The sequence below is a fragment of the Marivirga tractuosa DSM 4126 genome (genome assembly GCF_000183425.1).
GTDB classification, from domain to species: Bacteria; Bacteroidota; Bacteroidia; order Cytophagales; family Cyclobacteriaceae; genus Marivirga; species Marivirga tractuosa.
On the sequence record NC_014759.1, the window covers coordinates 3,162,929 to 3,182,621 of the forward strand.

General features: G+C 34.7%; 18 protein-coding genes and 1 tRNA gene. 4 read left to right on the forward strand and 15 right to left on the reverse strand.

Annotated features, from left to right (window positions below):
• Nucleotides 1-3 precede the first annotated feature (3 nt).
• Both FTRAC_RS13390 and FTRAC_RS13395 read right to left on the reverse strand, forming a co-directional pair.
• The gene (locus tag FTRAC_RS13390) at nucleotides 4-741 is read right to left on the reverse strand and encodes a polysaccharide biosynthesis/export family protein (RefSeq protein ID WP_049784151.1); all 738 of its coding nucleotides are present in this window, start codon (nucleotides 739-741) and stop codon (nucleotides 4-6) included.
• Nucleotides 742-857: 116 nt separating this feature from the next.
• Nucleotides 858-2,012 (reverse strand): glycosyltransferase family 4 protein, encoded by a 1,155-nt coding sequence (locus tag FTRAC_RS13395; RefSeq protein WP_013454800.1) that lies wholly within the window; start codon nucleotides 2,010-2,012, stop codon nucleotides 858-860.
• 190 nt (nucleotides 2,013-2,202) lie between these two features.
• Here FTRAC_RS13395 and FTRAC_RS19660 point away from each other — a divergent pair, with 190 nt between their 5' ends.
• The 3 genes from FTRAC_RS19660 (at nucleotide 2,203) to FTRAC_RS13410 (ending at nucleotide 4,257) form a co-directional block, all read left to right on the forward strand.
• The gene (locus FTRAC_RS19660; protein ID WP_013454801.1) at nucleotides 2,203-2,868 is read left to right on the forward strand and encodes a c-type cytochrome; all 666 of its coding nucleotides are present in this window, start codon (nucleotides 2,203-2,205) and stop codon (nucleotides 2,866-2,868) included.
• A gap of 105 nt (nucleotides 2,869-2,973) precedes the next feature.
• Nucleotides 2,974-4,152 carry a GTPase HflX gene (hflX, locus tag FTRAC_RS13405; protein ID WP_013454802.1) on the forward strand — a complete coding sequence of 393 codons (1,179 nt, stop codon included), beginning with the start codon at nucleotides 2,974-2,976 and terminating at the stop codon, nucleotides 4,150-4,152.
• Nucleotides 4,153-4,185: 33 nt separating this feature from the next.
• A tRNA-Arg gene (locus FTRAC_RS13410) sits at nucleotides 4,186-4,257 on the forward strand.
• Between the two features lie 102 nt (nucleotides 4,258-4,359).
• On the opposite strand, the gene FTRAC_RS13415 is transcribed toward FTRAC_RS13410, so the two are convergent.
• The 9 genes from FTRAC_RS13415 to maoP form a co-directional block, all read right to left on the reverse strand.
• Nucleotides 4,360-5,268 carry a ribose-phosphate diphosphokinase gene (locus tag FTRAC_RS13415; RefSeq protein WP_013454803.1) on the reverse strand — a complete coding sequence of 303 codons (909 nt, stop codon included), beginning with the start codon at nucleotides 5,266-5,268 and terminating at the stop codon, nucleotides 4,360-4,362.
• 48 nt (nucleotides 5,269-5,316) lie between these two features.
• Nucleotides 5,317-6,240, reverse strand: coding sequence for an NAD(+)/NADH kinase (locus FTRAC_RS13420; RefSeq protein WP_013454804.1), 924 nt, complete (start codon nucleotides 6,238-6,240; stop codon nucleotides 5,317-5,319).
• The gene (locus FTRAC_RS13425) at nucleotides 6,237-7,226 is read right to left on the reverse strand and encodes an SPFH domain-containing protein (protein ID WP_245545968.1); all 990 of its coding nucleotides are present in this window, start codon (nucleotides 7,224-7,226) and stop codon (nucleotides 6,237-6,239) included. The genes FTRAC_RS13420 and FTRAC_RS13425 overlap by 4 nt, the downstream gene beginning before the upstream one ends.
• A 20-nt stretch (nucleotides 7,227-7,246) precedes the next feature.
• Nucleotides 7,247-7,681, reverse strand: coding sequence for a hypothetical protein (locus FTRAC_RS13430; RefSeq protein WP_013454806.1), 435 nt, complete (start codon nucleotides 7,679-7,681; stop codon nucleotides 7,247-7,249).
• Complete coding sequence (locus FTRAC_RS13435) at nucleotides 7,647-9,113, reverse strand: nicotinate phosphoribosyltransferase (protein ID WP_013454807.1); 1,467 nt, start codon at nucleotides 9,111-9,113, stop codon at nucleotides 7,647-7,649. The genes FTRAC_RS13430 and FTRAC_RS13435 overlap by 35 nt, the downstream gene beginning before the upstream one ends.
• 24 nt (nucleotides 9,114-9,137) lie before the next feature.
• The gene (locus FTRAC_RS13440; protein WP_013454808.1) at nucleotides 9,138-10,022 is read right to left on the reverse strand and encodes an NUDIX domain-containing protein; all 885 of its coding nucleotides are present in this window, start codon (nucleotides 10,020-10,022) and stop codon (nucleotides 9,138-9,140) included.
• 116 nt (nucleotides 10,023-10,138) lie between these two features.
• The gene (locus FTRAC_RS13445; protein WP_013454809.1) at nucleotides 10,139-10,825 is read right to left on the reverse strand and encodes an NUDIX hydrolase; all 687 of its coding nucleotides are present in this window, start codon (nucleotides 10,823-10,825) and stop codon (nucleotides 10,139-10,141) included.
• A gap of 45 nt (nucleotides 10,826-10,870) precedes the next feature.
• Complete coding sequence (locus FTRAC_RS13450; protein ID WP_013454810.1) at nucleotides 10,871-12,424, reverse strand: class I SAM-dependent methyltransferase; 1,554 nt, start codon at nucleotides 12,422-12,424, stop codon at nucleotides 10,871-10,873.
• 60 nt (nucleotides 12,425-12,484) lie between these two features.
• Nucleotides 12,485-12,874, reverse strand: a complete 390-nt coding sequence (maoP, locus tag FTRAC_RS19360; protein ID WP_013454811.1) for a DUF413 domain-containing protein — start codon at nucleotides 12,872-12,874, stop codon at nucleotides 12,485-12,487.
• Nucleotides 12,875-13,050: 176 nt separating this feature from the next.
• Between maoP and FTRAC_RS19365 the strand changes: the two genes are divergently transcribed.
• Complete coding sequence (locus FTRAC_RS19365) at nucleotides 13,051-14,097, forward strand: AAA family ATPase (protein ID WP_013454812.1); 1,047 nt, start codon at nucleotides 13,051-13,053, stop codon at nucleotides 14,095-14,097.
• Nucleotides 14,098-14,214: 117 nt separating this feature from the next.
• Here the strand turns inward: FTRAC_RS19365 and FTRAC_RS13465 are convergent, their stop codons facing one another.
• The 4 genes from FTRAC_RS13465 to FTRAC_RS13480 form a co-directional block, all read right to left on the reverse strand.
• Complete coding sequence (locus FTRAC_RS13465) at nucleotides 14,215-14,922, reverse strand: VIT1/CCC1 transporter family protein (protein WP_041650726.1); 708 nt, start codon at nucleotides 14,920-14,922, stop codon at nucleotides 14,215-14,217.
• Between the two features lie 134 nt (nucleotides 14,923-15,056).
• Entirely contained in the window at nucleotides 15,057-15,506 is a 450-nt protein-coding gene (locus tag FTRAC_RS13470) for a DUF2141 domain-containing protein (protein ID WP_013454814.1), read from the reverse strand.
• Between the two features lie 6 nt (nucleotides 15,507-15,512).
• A complete protein-coding gene (locus FTRAC_RS13475) occupies nucleotides 15,513-18,623 on the reverse strand; it encodes an efflux RND transporter permease subunit (RefSeq protein WP_013454815.1) in 3,111 nt (1,036 codons plus the stop codon).
• Nucleotides 18,624-18,635: 12 nt separating this feature from the next.
• The gene (locus FTRAC_RS13480; protein ID WP_013454816.1) at nucleotides 18,636-19,691 is read right to left on the reverse strand and encodes an efflux RND transporter periplasmic adaptor subunit; all 1,056 of its coding nucleotides are present in this window, start codon (nucleotides 19,689-19,691) and stop codon (nucleotides 18,636-18,638) included.
• Between the last annotated feature and the right edge of the window lie 2 nt (nucleotides 19,692-19,693).

Consider the following 19,693-nt stretch of genomic DNA (forward strand, 5'->3'; position numbering starts at 1 on the left):
CGACTATCTTAAATTTTCGATCACAATAAACAAGGTCACCACATTGGTGACAACTCCAATAACGGGTGCAATATCTCGAACAGATTCAGTGAATATTCTCCTTATTGGTTCGATATAAATGATATCATTAGGTAAAACTTGTAGGTTGGCTTTTTGCATTCCATCAATAGTGGATAAGTTAATTACCTGTACTGATGGATCCTCTAAAGGTCCTCTGATTAATCGGATATTTCTGCCTTTAGAATCTCTGTTTAGTCCTCCTGAAAGTGCTAAAATTTCTAGTACAGTCATTTTTTCATTTTCCAAAGGAATAACTTGACCACCTAAAGCACCCAAAACAACCACGCGTCTGTTTAAATGGCGAACCCTGACGTATGGCTGTATATAATATTCAGAATATTCTGCTTTCAGTTTTTCTTGTAGCCCGGCAATAGAATATCCTGAAATTTTGATTTCTCCAAGCAATGGAAGAATAGCGGTTCCAGTTGGTAAAACCTCAAATTCTTTATCTGGCATAAAGCGTCCACCACCTGCTCCTCCGCCTGTTATACTATTCAATTCCATGTTTGGATCGATCACTCGCTCCCCTTTGTTGGTATAAACTTCGATATTGATTTTATCACCCGCTTGGATTTTATAAGCGCCTTCAATTTTGGCTACTTCTTCCTTGAAGTTTTCAGATTTAATATCTGAATCTGATTGAAGGATAATATTCTGCCGATACACTTTACAACTGCTCATAGTCAGTACAAGTGCAAGAATACTAATTGGATATAGGTAGAATTTTTTGATAGTTTTATTCACTGATTGTAAAAATATAACCAATTAAGCAAAAGACAATAGTTTATTGAAATTGCTTACAAATTATTTGCGTAAGCTGCTCTAAGTTCGGGTTTTAAAGTCGCATTTTGATCAATAGCTTTCAAATATCGTTCAATTACTAAATTATGATCAAATCTTCTTTCTACTATTTCCCTTCCTTTTTCACCCATTTTATGGCGTAATTCAGGAGCCATGTAATACATTTCCTTCATTTTCAATGCAAGATCATCTTCATCCTTTACTTTGCAAAGGATACCGTTTAATCTATGGTCAACGATGTTGTTGCAGCCAGGTACATTCGAAGCAACTATTGGTTTGGCACAAGCAGCTGCTTCCAATAATGTCCTTGGTGTTCCTTCTCTATAACTTGGTAAAACCACACAGTCAGCATTATTTATAAAGGGACGAACATCATCAGTACTGCCCAAATAATTGATGTAACCTTCTTCTATCCAGAAATTTAATTCTTTAGCTGATATACCCCTTGAATGTAATTCATCTAATTTACCTAGAAGGTTGAATTTTGCATTCATTCCCCTTTCTTGCAAAATAGCCGCAGCTGCAACATATTCCCTGATTCCTTTGTCAATGATCAATCGAGAGATCATTAAAAATTCGAAAGGCTCACCTTCAGCTTTTTCTTGAGGAGGGTGTGGAGTGAATTCATTCAGATCAATGCCTGATCCTGGAATTACTTCACAAATATTTCTTTGGATCAGTTTTTTGTCCATAAAGAGTTGGTAATCCTCATGGTTTTGGAAAAACACCTTTTTAGGGAATTTAAAGGAAAATCTATACAAGCTTAATGCTATTTTTGAGATCCAATCTTCGTTCAGGAAGATTGTGCCTAAGCCACTTACGTTATTGATGACAGGAATTCCTAGCCAAGCTGCAGCCAAAGTCCCGTAAATATTAGGCTTTATTGTATAGTGTAAAATGATATCAGGCTTCACCCTTTTATAGATATTATGCAATTCAAAGGTTAGTCCAGTATCTCGAATTGGGCTTGCGCCTCTACTGTCCATGGTAACATCTTCAAACTCACAGCCAGCTTCAATTAGCTTAACGGTATATTCATCATGGGGTGCAATAGCCACTACTTCATGCCCGTCTTTTATCAGTGCTTGAATAAGTGACATCCTAAAATTATAGATGTTCCACGAGGTATTTAAAGTGATAGCGATTCTCATATTGTAATAACAAATCTACAAATAATAACACTTACGGTTCTTTTAAGTTGGGGAGATTTCGACAGGTAAGAGCTAAAGGCAGATTAGTTTGTACTATTCCACTTTAAAATACCTATAAAATTCAAATATAACGGACAATATGAAATAATTCCCATAGGCTTTATTATTTTTGTACAAAAAACAAGTAGATATGGAAATTGGAATGCTTCACACCCACGTATTAGTGGTCACTTTATTTTTATTATTTTTATTATTCAAGACCGTTTTATTGTTGATCAATAAAAAAGAACTTTTGGCTAAAGTCAGAAAATTTAAAATGGTCGAACCTATTTTAGGAGTACTCATGTTGGCAACAGGTGGGTATTTATTGTCTTTGTACGGATCAGCTGCCCCTACTTATTTGTGGGTAAAATTGATACTAGTCCTGATTATAATCCCAATTGGAATTGTTGCATTTAAAAAAGAAAACAAAGCCATGGCAATTATCGCATTATTATTGACCTTTTACATTTACGGAGCTTCTGAAGTTGGAAGCCTTACTTTTTCCAAAGATGAAACAACTACTGTTTCTAATGATAGCCCAGCTAATGATGCTTCGGAGGTTGTTATTGAAGGTGAAACAGCTGAACTTTTAAAAAATGGAAAGGAAATTTATTTAGCTGAATGTAAAAAATGCCATGGCGCAGATGGTAAAAAGGGTCTTTTTAAAGCCCCCGATCTAACAGAAAGCCAACTTAACCTGGCGGAAAGTGTAGCATGGATTAAAAAAGGAAAAGGTGTGATGCCAGCGTATGAAGAAGAGTTGAGCGAAAACGAGATTGAGGCAGTGGCATTGTATTTGGATGAATTGAAATAAGCTCATTTGATTAATAAAATGAGGAATAATTGTGATTAACTGTATTTCAATACCCAAGATGGATTTCATACGTAATCACATAATAGAATATCTATAAAACAATATATGCAATATAATTCTGCAGAGGAAAAGAATGAGAAGAAGGCCGTTTTGGTGGCTATCATTACGCAAAATCAAAACGAAGAGAAAGTCAATGAGTATTTAGATGAATTGGCCTTCTTAACCTCTACATTAGGAGCGAAAACTATCAAAAGATTTACCCAGAGATTGGAAAAGCCTGATGTGAGAAGCTTTATTGGAAAAGGTAAACTAGAGGAAATCAATGCTTATGCGCAAGCAGAAAAGGCAGATTGGGTAGTTTTTGATGATGATTTAACACCTTCTCAATTAAGAAATTTAGAAAAAGAGTTGAAAGTCAAAATCTATGATAGGAGTTTGTTGATTTTAGACATTTTCTTGAATAGAGCTCAAACAGCTCAAGCGAAAACTCAAGTAGAATTAGCCAGAAATCAGTACTTACTTCCTCGGCTTACCCGTATGTGGACGCACTTGGAAAGACAGCGTGGTGGAACCGCAACACGTGGTGGTGCTGGTGAGAAAGAGATCGAAACGGATAAAAGGATAATTCGAAATACCATTACAAAACTCAAAGAAAGGCTTGCTAAAATTGAAAAGCAGAGCAGAACCCAGAGAAAATCAAGGGGCAAAATTGTGAGGGTTGCCATAGTAGGCTATACCAATGTGGGTAAATCTACATTAATGACACGCCTTTCGAAATCGGATATTCTGGCAGAGAATAAATTGTTTGCTACAGTGGATTCCACCGTTCGAAAAGTCAATTTTGAAGATATTCCATTTCTCTTATCCGATACTGTTGGTTTCATCAGGAAATTACCGACACACTTGATCGAATCTTTCAAATCAACATTGGATGAGATAAGGGAAGCAGATATTTTAATTCATGTGGTGGACGTGAGCCATCCTACATTGGATGATCATATTAGTGTGGTTAACCAGACCTTGACGGATATTGATGCAGGTGATAAACCTACCTTATTGGTCTTTAACAAAGTTGATTTATTAGAAGAGGAGGAAGAAATAAGCGTTGAGGAAAAAATTAAAAATCTGAAAAATACTTATTGGAATAAAGAACAGAATGATGTCGTGTTCATCTCAGCGACCAATAAGGAAAACATAGAAGAGCTTAAAAATAAATTGAGAAAGTTGGTAGAGGCCAAGCATTTCACAATTTTTCCGAATTATTTGAAAAACACTTATTACTAATTTAGCTTTGCAGCTTTGTTTTTAAGCAAACTTGGTCTCGTAGTTCAATGGATAGAATAGAAGTTTCCTAAACTTTAGATGCAGGTTCGATTCCTGCCGAGACCACAAAGTTTCCTAAATTTTAGATGCAGAGCCTGTGTCGATTTGTCTTTACTTTAATATTTAATTGAAGCATTGAGAATTTATTAAGTGAAATTTTCATCCTTCTTATTTTAAATTATCCACTATAAGTCTCGAGATACTTCTAACCTCTAAAAAATCATCTTTAATAAGTTGTGTGTTGGGATGGGTATCAGTGCAAATTACCTTCTCAATTATATTTGAATTCTTGATTTTTTCTAATCCATTATTAACGAAAAGTCCGTGACTGGTTATGACAAAAATTTTATTTGCCCCTGCATTTTTATAGGTTTTGGCTGCATTAATTATACTTCCCCCAGATCGTATCATGTCATCATAAATGATTACATTTTTTCCTTCAACATCAGCATTTACGGCATTTACCTCCGTTTTGTCACCTTGTAATCTTCGTTTTAACACAAATGCAGCATTCACATGCATATCATTTGCAAGGGATTCCACCCATTTCGCCCTGCCCGCATCAGTACTAGCCAATACAAAATCATCACCTCCAAATTCTCGACAGGCTTCTATTATTAATTCTTTGCAATAAAGGTGAATAGGAAATAAATTTCCTTCAAAATAGTGAGGCAAACCTTCTGTATGTAAATCAAATAAATATATGTGATTTCCTTTGTTGCTTCGTGGGATAGATGAAAGGAGACGTGCACGAGTTTTTGCTGTCACGACTTCACCTGTAGCCACTGCTCTTTCCATAGTTGAATATCCAAAATAAGGCACTACTAAACTTAATGAATTTGCTCCATAGCTAACTAAAGCAGATGCAAGGTCATAAAGCTCTAAGGTTGCAGAATCATTTACAGTACCCCCAATTAGAATTACATTTCGATTTTCAACTTGAGATAATATTCTTTGATATCGTTCTCCATCAGAAAAGGTATTTGTTTCTAATTCTCCTTTTTCAAATTCACCTAGTTCAAGAACCTTTTGAGCTAAGTATTTATAGTCTGAAGTATTAAATATGATTTTTTTCATTTCATTAATTTTTACTAAATGGAATTTTCATCTTTAGCCATGCCCATTTTATATAATGAGCTTAGCTTTGTCATGAGCCTTGGTAATAGTTACAGTTCTACCCGAATTAAATACAAGGTAATCTTCCATGATGCCATCACTAAAAATAACTCCATCATCAGGCATTAAAGATTCAATTATTAATTTTTCATCTTTATTGACGTATCCTGCCACCATATCTGTGCTAAAATTCGGGCTTTTGTAGGGTTCTCGCACAATATAGCATAATTTGTCATCGTCCCATTCCATGCTTTGAAATGTGCCCGTGCTTTTATAACCTAAAAACTTTTCCAACCCCCTGAATTCATTTAGTACAGAGCTTAGCCATGCAGTTGATCCAGCACCAGTGGAAATAATAATTCCGCTTGAAGATTGGTTTTCATGCCTACCTTGATAAATAATTTTGTAGCGTGAAGAGCTGTGATTTGATTTACCAATATAGAAATCATTGAAAGCCAGTAATTCTTGCCCATCGTTCATTTTAGCTTTTGCTAATGTGATATGCTTGCATTCATTCTGCCCCCTTAGTATTCGTTTATACCCTTCTGACAAACTATTTAAATCAAATGGCAATAAAGCACCCATATTTCTTTCTAAATCTGGATTAATTGCAAATATTGGATTTGTGGATACATATTTGGCAGTATTCGCTACTAAACCGTCCTGTCCAACTACTACTATCAAATCATTTTTCTCAAACAGAAAAGATGGCAGGAAATTTCTTTCGAGTACAGTGGATTTTAGCTGTCTATTAATAATCTTTTTAGCATAGTTAAAGCCATTGTAAAACTGTTCATGTTCCGATTCATATTCAGAAAAATCGCCTCCATTATGGTTAATATAAAATTGCGCTTGAGATTTGCTGTTATATCGATCAAGAAGCTTTTCTAACCGTGTTTTTCCTTTTATAATTATAGCTCTTTCGTAATTCATCTCTTTTCTTTTTCTTGTTTGAGAAGCATGTCAAATAAATCAGGACTGATATTTAAAGTACCAATCTTTCCTGCATTTTCTGCAAGTTCCCTAAAGGCTAAAGCAATATTGTTGCGAGCATCACCTGATTGCTGATTTAAAGCAGAAAGGAGTCTCCAGTCTAAATCTCTGTAAGGCTTTATCATTGCCTCAACTGCATAGCCCTGTGATTCTGCAGATTTCTTTTCATTGCTTACTTGGATATCTATCAGGTCTTGGCGCTTGGATTCAACAGAAAAATCTGCTGTTACTTTCATTTCTCTTATTTTTCTATCGTTTTCAGCTTCAGCAACATCTCTTTCCATTTGTTTTTCAGCAATCTCCTTCTCTTTTTCAACAATGGCAATTTCAGTATTCAACTCACTTTGCTTGATCATGCGTTCTTGTTCAACTGAGAAATTGCGCCTTTCATAGATTGCTAAATCTGCCTTTTTCAGTAACTCCTCCCGTGCTTTAGATTCTAAAGCTTTTTGTGTTTCTGGCGTTGCTTTTATTGATAGGATATTTATTTTTAATGGAATAACCCCTAGCTGAGAAATCGCATTTGAATCTTTCAAATTCTGATAAATTTCAGATGAAAGTTCTTTTGAACTATTGATAGAATCCACTAGGTCCATCTCTCTAATAAAAGAAGCCGTAGCTGTTTGAGCTTCATTTATCAATCTTTCATCTAGCTTTTCAAAGTCATTTTTTTTGTAGTTACCATTACCGTCAACTGTGTAATCAAGTAGTTCTGCGAGTTGACGAGGCTTTTCAATTTTATAGGTAATATGCCCCTGAATGCTGACTTCCTGAAAGTCTGAAGTTGTTTCTGTAAAAATGAAATTGATATCATTACTGCCAGTAGGAATGGATGCAATAGAAGAGTTTGGTGAAAAGTAAAAGAATGATAAGCCTTTACCTTCTCTAGCTATTTTTCCATTTTTATACTGAATGACATAAGTCATTGAATCGAATTTAATATAATTTATACCGAACATATCTCTTGATTTTTATTGATTATTTTTAATACTTCTTTCCAATCGTTTTCTGCATCGAAACCTGCTTTATCCTCAAAAAGAACATTGAAATAGGGTTTCTTTTCAAAGTACCCATAGTTTTTGCTCACTACTTCAGGGTTTTCGTTTACGTAGTCAAAGTGAATCCCATTTTGTCTAAAAAAAATCAGATATTTCTCTAATTCCTTAGGATGGGTACATGTATATAAAATGCTTGTAACATCCGTTCTCTGACTGATTAACTGTAATGCTTCCTTTGCAAAAGGATAAAATTCAGTTGATATTTTTTCAGTTGACCAATTGGGTTTTACAATGGTCTCATGAATATCAAATGCCCAAAAAGTTTTACCCCATTTCTTTTGTTTAGCATTATGTAATGCTCTGTATATTGCTTTTGAGATCATATTGTTTATCGTTTAAAGTGTTATTTGCATTAGCTCTCACTTGTTCAAAAGTCCAATCCTGAATAATTTCTCCATTTTCAAAAACGGTAACAAGCTCGTCCTCAATTTCTGGATATTCATGCTCATTAACAGTTTTGAATGCTCCCTCACTTTTGATAAGCTTTAGACGCCCTCCTTTACTTTTCTTGAAACTTTCAGTGATATTTCCATTTTCATCCATCTCAGTCGGGCTTTTCTGGACAATTACTCCTTCGTCATTTATTTCAGCATAGCTGCATTTTAAAGCGAATTTCTGTGTATCACGATCCAGCTTTTGGAGCAATGCCCCACCCATGCCTAATACTAAATTTTCTGCACTGATTTTATTTTCTTTTAGTGCTTGAAAGATGTTTTTTATGGCATCGTAGTTTACCCCATCTCCTTGAATCACTCTTACTTGAGGAGGAAGCACCTTATATCCCCTATCATTTATGATATAGCCAAACTTTTCAAATAGGATGTCAAAAATTCTCAATAGGGTCTTAATTGGATCACCACTGTCTGGTCTGATGACCAACACACCTTCTCTTTCCATTATCTGGGTTTTCAAATCTTCGCCCCAATATTCTTCACAAGCTTTGAAAATATTATAACTGTCGGAAACACAAGCTACTATTCCTGTTGGAAAGCTGTTTAGCACATGCTTGAAGATGTCGAGTTCTCCTTTCTCCCCTAATAATGTGCAAATACTGTGTTCTGTTGCGGGCACACTTTTTCCGTAAATTGTAGAAGTATTGTAATACTTTTGCGCCAAGACAGATCCAATGATTGTATCACTTCCTTGAAAGTTTACCAAGTGAGCACTACCGCCTAATCCTGCACTTTCAACACTGCTGACTCCCCGCAAGCCAAAATCATTTAGCACATATTCGATACCTGCCTCAGCTCCGTTGCTTGCTGTCTCGCTATAGAATTTAGTCAATGTCTTTTTAATTTCTTTGCTAATTGTGGCAACAGTTATAGGATACCATACCTGCATAAGCAATGATTCCAAAAAGTTGGTTAACCAAAAACAATTGGGATCTGTATTTTCAATAGTCAACAGTACATTGCTTACAGGAACTTCCGTACCCTCTGGAACGGCTTTTATTCTTATGGGCAGTTTTCCATTATATTTATCTAATATGTATTGGAATTTACTAGGGTCGAAAACATCATCCCTACCAAAAACTTCTTTTAAAATTGGAATTGCCTCATCCAAATCTTGTTGGGTAAAAGCTATACCTTCTAAATATGCCTTTATGAAATATTGAAGTCCATAGAAGACAGTAGAATTGAATTTCCCACCTCTACTCTCCAAATAGCTATATACTTTATTTGTGCCTGGGTAATATAATTTGTGGTGAGAATATTTGTAGGCATCGGCTAATAATATTAAGTTATTTCTATTCATGGCTTTATTATTTAATGGTGAATATTATTTTTTCAAGAGGAACTGAAATAGTGCTATATGCTCCTCAGTTATTGTTTTATCCTTTATCATTTGAAATAAGTCATTGACTTTTATCCATTCCAGATGCTCTATGTCGTCTAAAGGAATAGGATTTCCAGATTGATGATCACAGCTAAATAAAGTGGTGATAATTTTATCAGCTTCATTTCTATACCGCCAATCGTTAATCTTGAGTGAGGTTTCGTATTTTAAATTACTGACCGCTATTGGTCCGCATTCCTCAGTTAACTCTCTTTTTGCAGCTTCCTCAAAACTGGAATCTTCGGCATCGGCAAAACCACCAATAAGTCTCCATTTCTTGTTGATTACCTTCTGCCCCAGCAAAATTTCAGTTCTATTATTTCTAAAGACAGCAACATCAATAGTGGGATAAACTTTTGTGTACTGATTATGATAGGCATATAAAATACCTGCCCTGAAATCTTCAGAATTTGTAACTCTATCAGAATATTGTTTTCGGATATCTGTAGAGTTATAATCACCATGCTGTGGTAATTCTGCTGTTTCATATTTTCCGCTGTAATAGGAAATGAAACTGTCCCTGCTACCATATAAAATGAATCCTTCGGTAGTGAAAGTATTTTTGAGCAAACTATCCAGATTTTGCGACCACACCTTATCATCAGGATGATCAGATAAGGGGAGTACAATTACTTCGGGATAGCTGTCTTTTATCATTTTTTCCCTGGTATAATAGTCATAAGGATTTCGTTTGCTACCAGCAATTGGTGCAATACCCAAAATGATAATGAGCTTATTGTGATTAGCTTTTACAGATTGAATTAATTCTGTATGACCACTATGTAAATACGGGGTCTGAAATCGTGCTATTATTACTGCTGTCTTCATTTCTAATTGCGTTTAGTATACGCAAATATAAATAAGTGTAATTAATACACAAAATATTTAATGTATTATTTACGCAAATAGAAAAATAAATTTATACAGCTTTAATTTTCAGCGAGTTATATTTCGAAGTTTATACCTTCTTTTTTGAGTTGGAAGTATTTCTCCTGATTAAATTGAAACAAATTACCAGGTCTGCCAGCACCTGACAAGCTTTGCTTTTCATTGGTTTCTTCTAAGAAACCGAATTTCATGATCTTTTTTTTGAAGTTTCTTCTATCCAATGGTCGATCCAATACTGTCATATACAGTTTTTCTAATTCTGAAAAAGGGAATTTTTCATCGAGGAGTTCAAATCCAATAGGTTCATAAGTGATTTTACCTTTAAGCCTTTTGATAGCTTCAGAAATAATTTCATTATGATCAAAAGCTAAAGTTGGAAGTCTTTTTACTTCAAACCAAGCAACATCACTTGCATCAGTTGCAGCTTTAAGTTTAAAAATATCAGGTTTAACCAATCCGTAATAAGCAACTGATACAACTCTATTTCTTGGGTCTCTTTCTGGTTTTCCAAAAGTGTATAACTGCTCCAAATAATTAATGGATACTCCTGTTTCCTCATTTAATTCTCTGGTTACAGCTTGTTCTAATGATTCACCCTCATGGACTAATCCTCCAGGAAGTGCCCAGGTACCATGAAAAGTGTCACTTTTCCTTTTTATTAATAAAATGGATAGCCCATCAGTTGAATTATAGCCAAAAACTACTGCATCTACAGCAACCTTAATATTTTGAGTTATAGTCATACTGATAAAGTTAGTTAATTATGTAATTATTACACAAATTAAGAGCTAGAGTTTTTTTGCAATCATTAAGGCATTGGTTGGTGGATAGGGTAATTCTTGCATCTGTTCATCAAACAACTTTACTTTATCAACGAATCTGTTATTAGCAATCCATGGATTAGTATAAGCAACCGAATTATTTAATAATTCGAAACCTACTGCGCTTAATTGTTCTTTCCATTCCTTGATGCTCCAGAAACAGAAACGTTCATGCATTTCGCTATTCCAATTGTCATTGTAGTCCTTGGTCAACATAAATTCGGCAGCATCTTTCAGTTCCAGTAAAACATAGGTTTTCCCTTCAATAGTTTTTAGACTAAAGCTGATTTGATCATTTTCTTCTTTTCTAAAATCTTCTGTAAACCTCAGGAATCTTGAAAAGGTAGAAAGACTATTAAGGTGGTTTGCTAACTCTGTTTGGTTTGAAAAAGATTGATAGATATTTTCATTTGCTCCATCTTCATTATTTAAGAGCATTAAAACTTTCTTTTCGCCATCTTCAGGACCGATTACATCTCTATTGATCCATACACCACCAGACTTTAGTTCATCAAAACGATTTTGAATAAAACTCAATAAATCTGATCTGCTTCCATAAGATTCAATTTCATGAGTCAGTGAAGAAGTATGGATTGTATTCATTGACTGCTGTTCGAAGACTAAAGAAGTGACAGCATTTTTTTGTGCAAAGAAGACATTCGGATTTTTGAATTCACCATTATGCTTTCTTTGAATACATACATCATATAACTGCCGTGCTACTTCAATTCCATAAAAATCTGATTCCCTCAATTCAGATACTTCGCATGCCTGCTTAATCCAAGATCCTACAGCACATCCAATATCTCCAATTCGACCCGATAAAATATACGGGCTTGTTTCTCTGAATTTAAGCTCTGCTATTTCATCCATTTGACGAACATAGGTGTTATAATCCCTTGATTCTGTAATATCTCCGTCTTCCCCTATTATTGGATCCGATAATATCTTTCTTACTTTGCTTCCAAGATTATAAGTATTCCAAATTTTAAAACTTGATTCATGAATTAACTGAACGATATTTTGATCATTTTCCCAATTTCTATTTTCAACAATCATTTCCACTATATCCCAAGGTAGTTTAGCATGATATTTTTGAGTGTTAATATCTTCCAATTCAGCAGGAAGAATAGTAAAGCCCAACTCTTGGTACATTTTCAATACTGGTGTGGAACAAATAACAGAAGTGTTTTCGGGGGTAAGATTTAATTCCCCATCAGATTGATGTTTAATCTGTTTAACTGTATAGTTTGCAAAATTATCAATGGTGCCTACATCATCAATTCCGAAAACGTAGGTGGGTACATCAAGATTATTTGAAAATTCCTGTATCATCATAGCTCGCAGATAAAAAGGCACAGGATTGCGTTTTGTTCCACTATGATTTGCCGAAGTAACTGCAAAAATAACACCCACTATATCATTTGAAGCACTTTCAGAATATGACTTTATTGTTTGTGTAAGATATTCGAATTGAAATGAGGTAAGTATATGATGTCTTCCCGGAAATAAAATATACATGTTTTAAAATCTAATATTTGACATTGGCAGCCAAATTTAAACTTAAAAATTATAAACCACTTAAGCCCAATGATTTTTCCCCATTGTGCTCATTTGACTTTTTCTCAAATGTTTAGCACCTTCCCTGGAATAAAATGGATCAGTTTTTAATTCTGGCCTGGAACTCAGCACATGTCCATGTTTTTCTTCTATTTCCTTTCTTTTAGTATATTTAAACCATGTTTTTTCTTCTATAGAGATGGGATGTCGTTCGTTTTTTGCTGCCTCTATAAATAGTTTTTGTTTTTCAGTATAAGGTTCTAATTCACCAGAAATCAAAGCCTTGAACCAATGTCCGTATTTTTCTAAAATCGCTCTTTCTTCATTACTAAAAATAGCAAGGCTACAGTCCATTTTAAATCTCCCTTTTTGAGTAATTAATTTTAGGTGGGAGTCTTTAGTGTTTTTCATTCTTGATAGGTTTAGTTGAAAATATATAATATAATAATTCCATTAAACTATGTAATATTTATTTTACAACCAAGTATTCATCATTTTTGAACTGAACCTCAAATGAAATTTAAATTAATTTGAATGCGTTGCTATATCCGCTAATTTGGCATTTGAGAATCATAAAATAACACATAATGAAGAGCATCCATCAAAACCAGCAATCAATTCAATGGACTTTGTCTCCATTTGATTTTCAAGGGGACATAAATGCGGGGCAAATATTTTTTAGTCGTTTTGAAAAAGTACCCAATACTTTTGAAATGTATGAGGTTGACATCAAGAAAATTAGTGAATGGCTAGAAAAGAATTTTTCTGATGAGATTAGCAGCAAACATAAACGAGAAAAATTTTCTGAAAAGGAGGGAGAGGAAATGCTTTCTACTATTTATGTTTTTAATGATGAGATTGTACTTGAGATCGCCTCGAGCATGATGCAAATGGCATATGGTGAAGACTCTAAGTTGAAAGGCGAGCTAATAGAGGGGATGAAGACTTTTGTGAATAAAGAAAAGTCAGGAATATCGATGATTGTGCAAAGCAAAATGGGTTTAATGCCAAAAGACCTTGAAATTAAAAAGCAGGATGTTGATTTATCATTACATTATAATGAAGGCTTTGATGCAGTGGATGAACAACTGAAAAGGGAACTCTCCAAAGAAGATGGTTCGGGTCTTTATTTGCTTTATGGAGCCCCCGGAACTGGTAAAAGTTCCTACATCAAATACCTTATTCACCAAGTAAATAAAAGGATGGTGTTCCTCCCTCCGAAAGTTGCGCTTAATTTAGATGATTTCGCATTAACTGATTTCTTGTTAGATAATAGAAATATTATACTGGTGATAGAAGATGCTGAGGAATTATTAAAATCTGATAATAGTGCCAGAACATCAGCCATTTCCATGTTATTAAACCTGACTGATGGAATTTTAGGTGATGGATTGGGCATAAAAATTATTGCAACTTTCAATACTGAACTGCACCAAATAGATCCGGCCTTAATGCGAAAAGGTAGATTGAAATTAATGTATGAGTTCAACAAATTAAGCATCCCGAAATCTAAAGCTCTACTTGAACATTTAGGAGTAAAAAAGGAAGTCCATAACCCTATGAACCTTTCTGAAATATATTATTTGGAAGAGCATCAGTATGAATTGAATAAGAATAATGGGATTGGGTTTTAGTAGTGGAGGTTTATTTAGGTAGTTTTTTACTTTAATGAATGAATTATTGGAACCATTGAAATCTAATTCTCCTGCGATCTTCATTTAGAGTTTATCATGAATACATATCCACCTAATTCATACGTTCACTCCAAAAATATAGCCCACTAATGCAGAAAGTCCCATAGCTAATGTCCCCCAAATGCTAATTCTTACTATAGCTTTTGCCATACTGGAACCACCTGTTTTTGCCGAAACTGCTCCCAAGATTCCTAAAAATATAGTCGTAAATCCATATAGCCAATATTCCATTCCCAGCACTGGTATAAAAAGCACTACCAAAAGTGGTAGCACTCCCCCAACAAGAAATGATGTTCCTGATGCGATAGCTGCTTGTATTGGGTTGGCTTGACTTATCTCATTTATCCCTAATTCTTCTCGCATATGTGTCCCCAAAGCATCTTTTTCTGTTAATTCTATAGCTACTTGCTGGGCTGTTTCTTTTTTAAGCCCTCTTTTTTCAAAAATTTGAATTAAAATATTCAACTCTGTTTCGGGCATTTCTTTAAGTTCCTGCTTTTCCCTTTCAATGTCTGCTTTTTCGGTATCAGTTTGTGAACTTACTGAAACATATTCACCTGCTGCCATCGATAAAGCTCCTGCAACTAATCCGGCTACTGTAGCTAACATTATTGGTTCTCTGACGGAACTCGCAGCCGCTACACCAATAGCAAGGCTTGAAACAGATATTATTCCATCATTTGCTCCCAAAACAGCAGCTCTTAACCAATTACTTCGGTTTATATAATGGTTGTCTAAATAATTGTCTATTGTTATCTTTTCCATTTTATTAAACTTGGGTTGTAACTTTTCCATTTAATAAGAAAGGCTTTATTTAGCTTTTTTCACTAACTGGGTAATCGATGACTTTATCTCTTTAATGACATATGTGGTTAATTTTTATGATGGATAATTCCACCTTACATATAAATCACCTTTACACTCATTGATTTGTCTTCATTTACTGTAAAACTTGCTTTTGAAAAGGTGGGTTTGTTCTTAAAACTAATTGATTGAAAATTAGAGAAACCAAATCCTTCTATTGGCAAGATAAATCCTTTGTCAATTTTACCATTCTTGTTTTCATCATGTAAAATGTTTACTGCATATTTTCCTGATGGAATATTATTAAAAGTTATTGTAGATGAAGCATTCACAATTTTTCCTTTTAGAATTTTGTAATAATTCTTATAGTTTTCATCGGGTATTGAACCGTTTTTATTATACAATGCAATTTGAACCTCGCCCTTATCATTTCGTAAATTCTTTACTCTTATGGTAAGGGAATGAGTGTCAACATTGAGATCGTTAAATGAATAAAGAGTAAGTGATAACGCAAATGCGATTATTGTTTTTATTTCGATTTTCATTTTTAATTATTTTCTCTGATATATTCTTTCTTTTAATTTATCTACCAGATAATATACCATTGGCACTAAAAATATAGTCAAAATTAAGGAAGAGAGAAGTCCACCTATAATCACCCAAGCCAATCCATTTTTCCATTCTGATGCTGTTCCACTGGCCAATGCTATAGGTAACATCCCAAAAACCATTGAAAGTGTTGTCATCAAAATGGGTCTAAGCCTTCCTTTTCCAGCTATCAGTAATGCTTCTTTAAAATGCTTGCCTTCTAGTTTCAATTGATTCGTAAAGTCAACTATCAAAATGGCGTTTTTTGTTACCAAGCCCATCAACATAATTAAACCTAATAAGGCAAATAAACTTAAATTACTTAAGGATAAGTTTAAGGCTAAAAATGCTCCGATTGCAGCAACAGGAATCGAAAACAGAACTACAAAAGGATAAATATAATTATCATATAATGCGACCATGATGAGGTATATTAATAAAAAGGAAATAAGCAAAACAGAGCCTAATGCCCCAAAACTATCATTTTGACGCTTTATATCACTTCCCCAGGTCATTTCTAGTCCTTCTGCTAAGGGATTATTTCCTAAATAGGCTACCACTTCATCTGCCACAGTTCCTGAAGGACGACCTAAAGCATCAGCTGTTAGCGTTACTGCAGGTTGTCGATCTTTTTTCTCCAAAAGTGAGGGTGAGTTATCCAATTCGATCTTAGCAAATTGTTCTATTTCTATAGCTTGTCCCTTTGGATTAATAATGGATAATTGCTGTATGTCCTCATAGTTTTGTCTGCTAAATTCATCTAGCCAAATTCTAAGCGGATATTCAATTCCATCCTCCGTGAGGGAAGCATCATCGTTCCCAGTAAAAGCTGTTCTAATATTTAATCCTACATAAGCAGTGCTCAGTCCCAGACGCTGCATCTTATCTTTATCAGGAATTATTTTGTATTCAGGACTTCCTTCTTCAACTGAAAGCCTTACATTATCAGCACCAGGGATTTTCTCGATTATAGCTTTTAATTCATTTGCACTTTGCATAACGCTATCTAAATGACTGCTGCTTAAGGTAATTTCTATGGGTGCCGTGCGCGGAATTAATCCTAAGGCAGACATAGAATAATTTATTCCAGGAAATTGCTTTTGTAAATCAGTTCTTAATTTCCTCATGAAAACTTCCGTATCTTTTGCTTCTAGACCTGAGGCTTTCAATTCTTTTTTAAAGGTTTTTAATTGAATGGTGAATTCGGTTTTATTAGCTGAACCTACTCCCAAACTTCCAATTCCGGTGCTTGGTCCTCCGATATTGCTGAATACAGTCGATACTTCCGGTTGATTTAAAATGAATTCCTCAATTTCAGTAGATACAGCATTATTTTTTTCTATAGGGGTAGATTTATCAAATTCCAGGGCCATTTTGAACTTTCCTTGATCACCAGTGGAAATCAACTCTTTGCCGATAATGCCTTGCCGCATGATGCCTAAAGTCATAGCAAATAATAGGATTACTATAGCAGTAAAAGCAATTTTATGCTCTAACACCCAGTTAAGCAGCTTTCCATACCAATCGGTAAGGGCATCAAGTTGTCTCTCAAACCATAATAGAAACTTGTTAAAGAAATTAGTGGGTTGTAAATCTTCCTTTTTACCAATTCGTGAAGCAAGCCAAGGGGTAAGGGTAAATCCAACTAATAAACTGGTAAGGGTTGAAGTAATAACTACTACAGAGAATTGTTTTAGCATATCTGCCACAAAAACCTGAAGGAATAGGATGGGTAAAAATACCACCACATCAACGAGGGTAATGGATAGAGCCGAAAAACCGATTTCCATTCTTCCGTCCATGGCAGCCTCTCTTTTTTTCTTGCCCATATCCAGATGGCGTTGAATGTTTTCCAATACCACGGTTGCATCATCTACCAAAATCCCAATAATGAGGGACATGGCTAATAAAGTCATCAGGTTTAAAGTATAACCTAAAAGCCACATTACGGCAAATGCGGTTACTAAGGAAGTCGGAATAGCCACCAAAACGATAATAGCGTTTCTAAAACTTCTTAAAAACAATAACATCACCAGAGAAACCAAAACAACTGCTAAAATAAGATCCACAACTACTGAATTTACTGCAGCAATAGTATTGTCTGTACTATCATCTGCAATAATGAATTGAACATTAGAGGCTTTATTTTGCTCTTCGATTGTCTGAAATCTTTCTCTAACTGTCCTAGAAACTTCAACTGCATTCGCATCTCCTTGTTTTTTGAGTAAAAGCCCTATTCCTTCTTTGCCGTTATATCGACTTAATGAGCTTATTTCTTTAGTGCCATCAGTTACAATTGCTACATCTTTCACGTAAACAGGGCTGCCAGGAAATGGCATGTCAAGTTGCACATTTTCTATATCTTCTAATGTTTTGAATTTACCAGTCAATCTTACGGAATTCAGTGCTTGATCTGTTTTTAAATTACCTGCAGGAACATCCACTCCAGATCGATTGATAGCTTCCACCACTTGCAATAAAGAGAGCTTATGCAGTTTTAATTTATTTTGATTTACCTTTATCTGAATCTCTCTTTCCTCACCTCCTAGCATGGTGATTTCCGCTACCCCAGTTATTTGTTGAATTTGAGGTAGGTATTCATCTTTCATTTTCTGATAAAATTCTGTGGAGGATAAATCAGAAGTGGCACTAATGGACATAATTGGTAAGTCGTTAGGGGACACCTTACTCATCACCGGACTTTGCACATCTGCGGGCAAATCTTTTTTAATATTGTCAATATAGCGCTGTGCATCCTGCATAGTTTTATCCAAATCAGTTCCATAATTCAAATTAGCTATGATAATGGATGCATTCGGTAAAGATTTTGTCACCAAAAAATCCACTCCTTCTAAGTTTGAAAGTGCATCTTCTATTTTTTCCGACACGGAACTTTCAACTTCCTTTGGCTCTGCTCCAGGATAAATGGTTTTAATTACAACTACGGGCTGATTGAAATCGGGCATTAATTCATAGCTCAATTTGTTAAAACCAATAATACCCAAGAGGGTGAAAATGCTGAATAATACTATAATCAGCGAGGGTCTTTTGATAGAAATTTCAGTAATATTCATTGTTTCGCTGATTTAATTTAATTCCACATTTGCACCGTCAAAAAGATTGATAAAACCTTCGGTTACTATCACATCCCCTTCCTTTAATCCTTTGGAGATAATGGCTTTATCTTGAATTTTATGGGCTACCGTTATTTTCTGTAAAACAGCATTGTTATTTTTGATCAGATATACCTGCGCATCTGAAGAACTGCCCACCAAAGCAGAAGCAGGAATGCTAATCAATTTGTTCGGGCTGGTTTTCAATATGCTAACTTCTCCATACATGCCGGATTTTATTTTTAAGTCTGAGGTGTTTTCAATTTCAAATTCTATCGGGAAATGGTTGCTCATATTGGCTTTGCTTCCTATCAAAGTAATTTTTCCGGTGAATAATAAATTAGGGTATGCATCGGCTATAACGGTATGGCTTTGCCCTAATTCAAATAGATGAAGCACTGTTTCCGCTACATTAATGCTGAATTTGAGTGTTGAAATATCTGTTAATTGAATAAGCGGCATTCCAGGAGCCGCAAAACTTCCAATTTCGCTCATTTTAGCAGTGATAATTCCATTAAATGGTGCTTTGATTTCTGTTTTGCTAATTTTATCTAAGGCTATTGCTTGCTTAACTTTAGCACTTTTTAATCCAGTTTTAGCCTTTTCAAGCTGAATTCCTTTTATAGCATCACTCTCAGCTAATGATTTATATCTTTTAACATCAGATTCTAAATCCTCTATTTGAACATTGATATTTTCTAAATCAAGTCTTAATAATGAGTTATCTAATTTGATTAAAGGCTGACCTCTCTTTACAATATCTCCTTCTTCAACTAAATACTGATTTATTTTTCCTTGTATTTCAGCGCTAATCTTGCTTTCTTTTTGAGCTTTAAAACTACCTGTATAGCTTGTTTTATGTTGAAAATAATTGAAAGAAATGGTGTCTACCTTAACAGCAATAGCTTTTTCTTTATCATATTGATAAATCTTATTTTCGGAAATGGCTTTATTGCTTTTCAATTTCATAGCCATCACTACTATTAGCGCTATGCCTATGATTATACCGATTATTTTTTTCCAGTTCATTT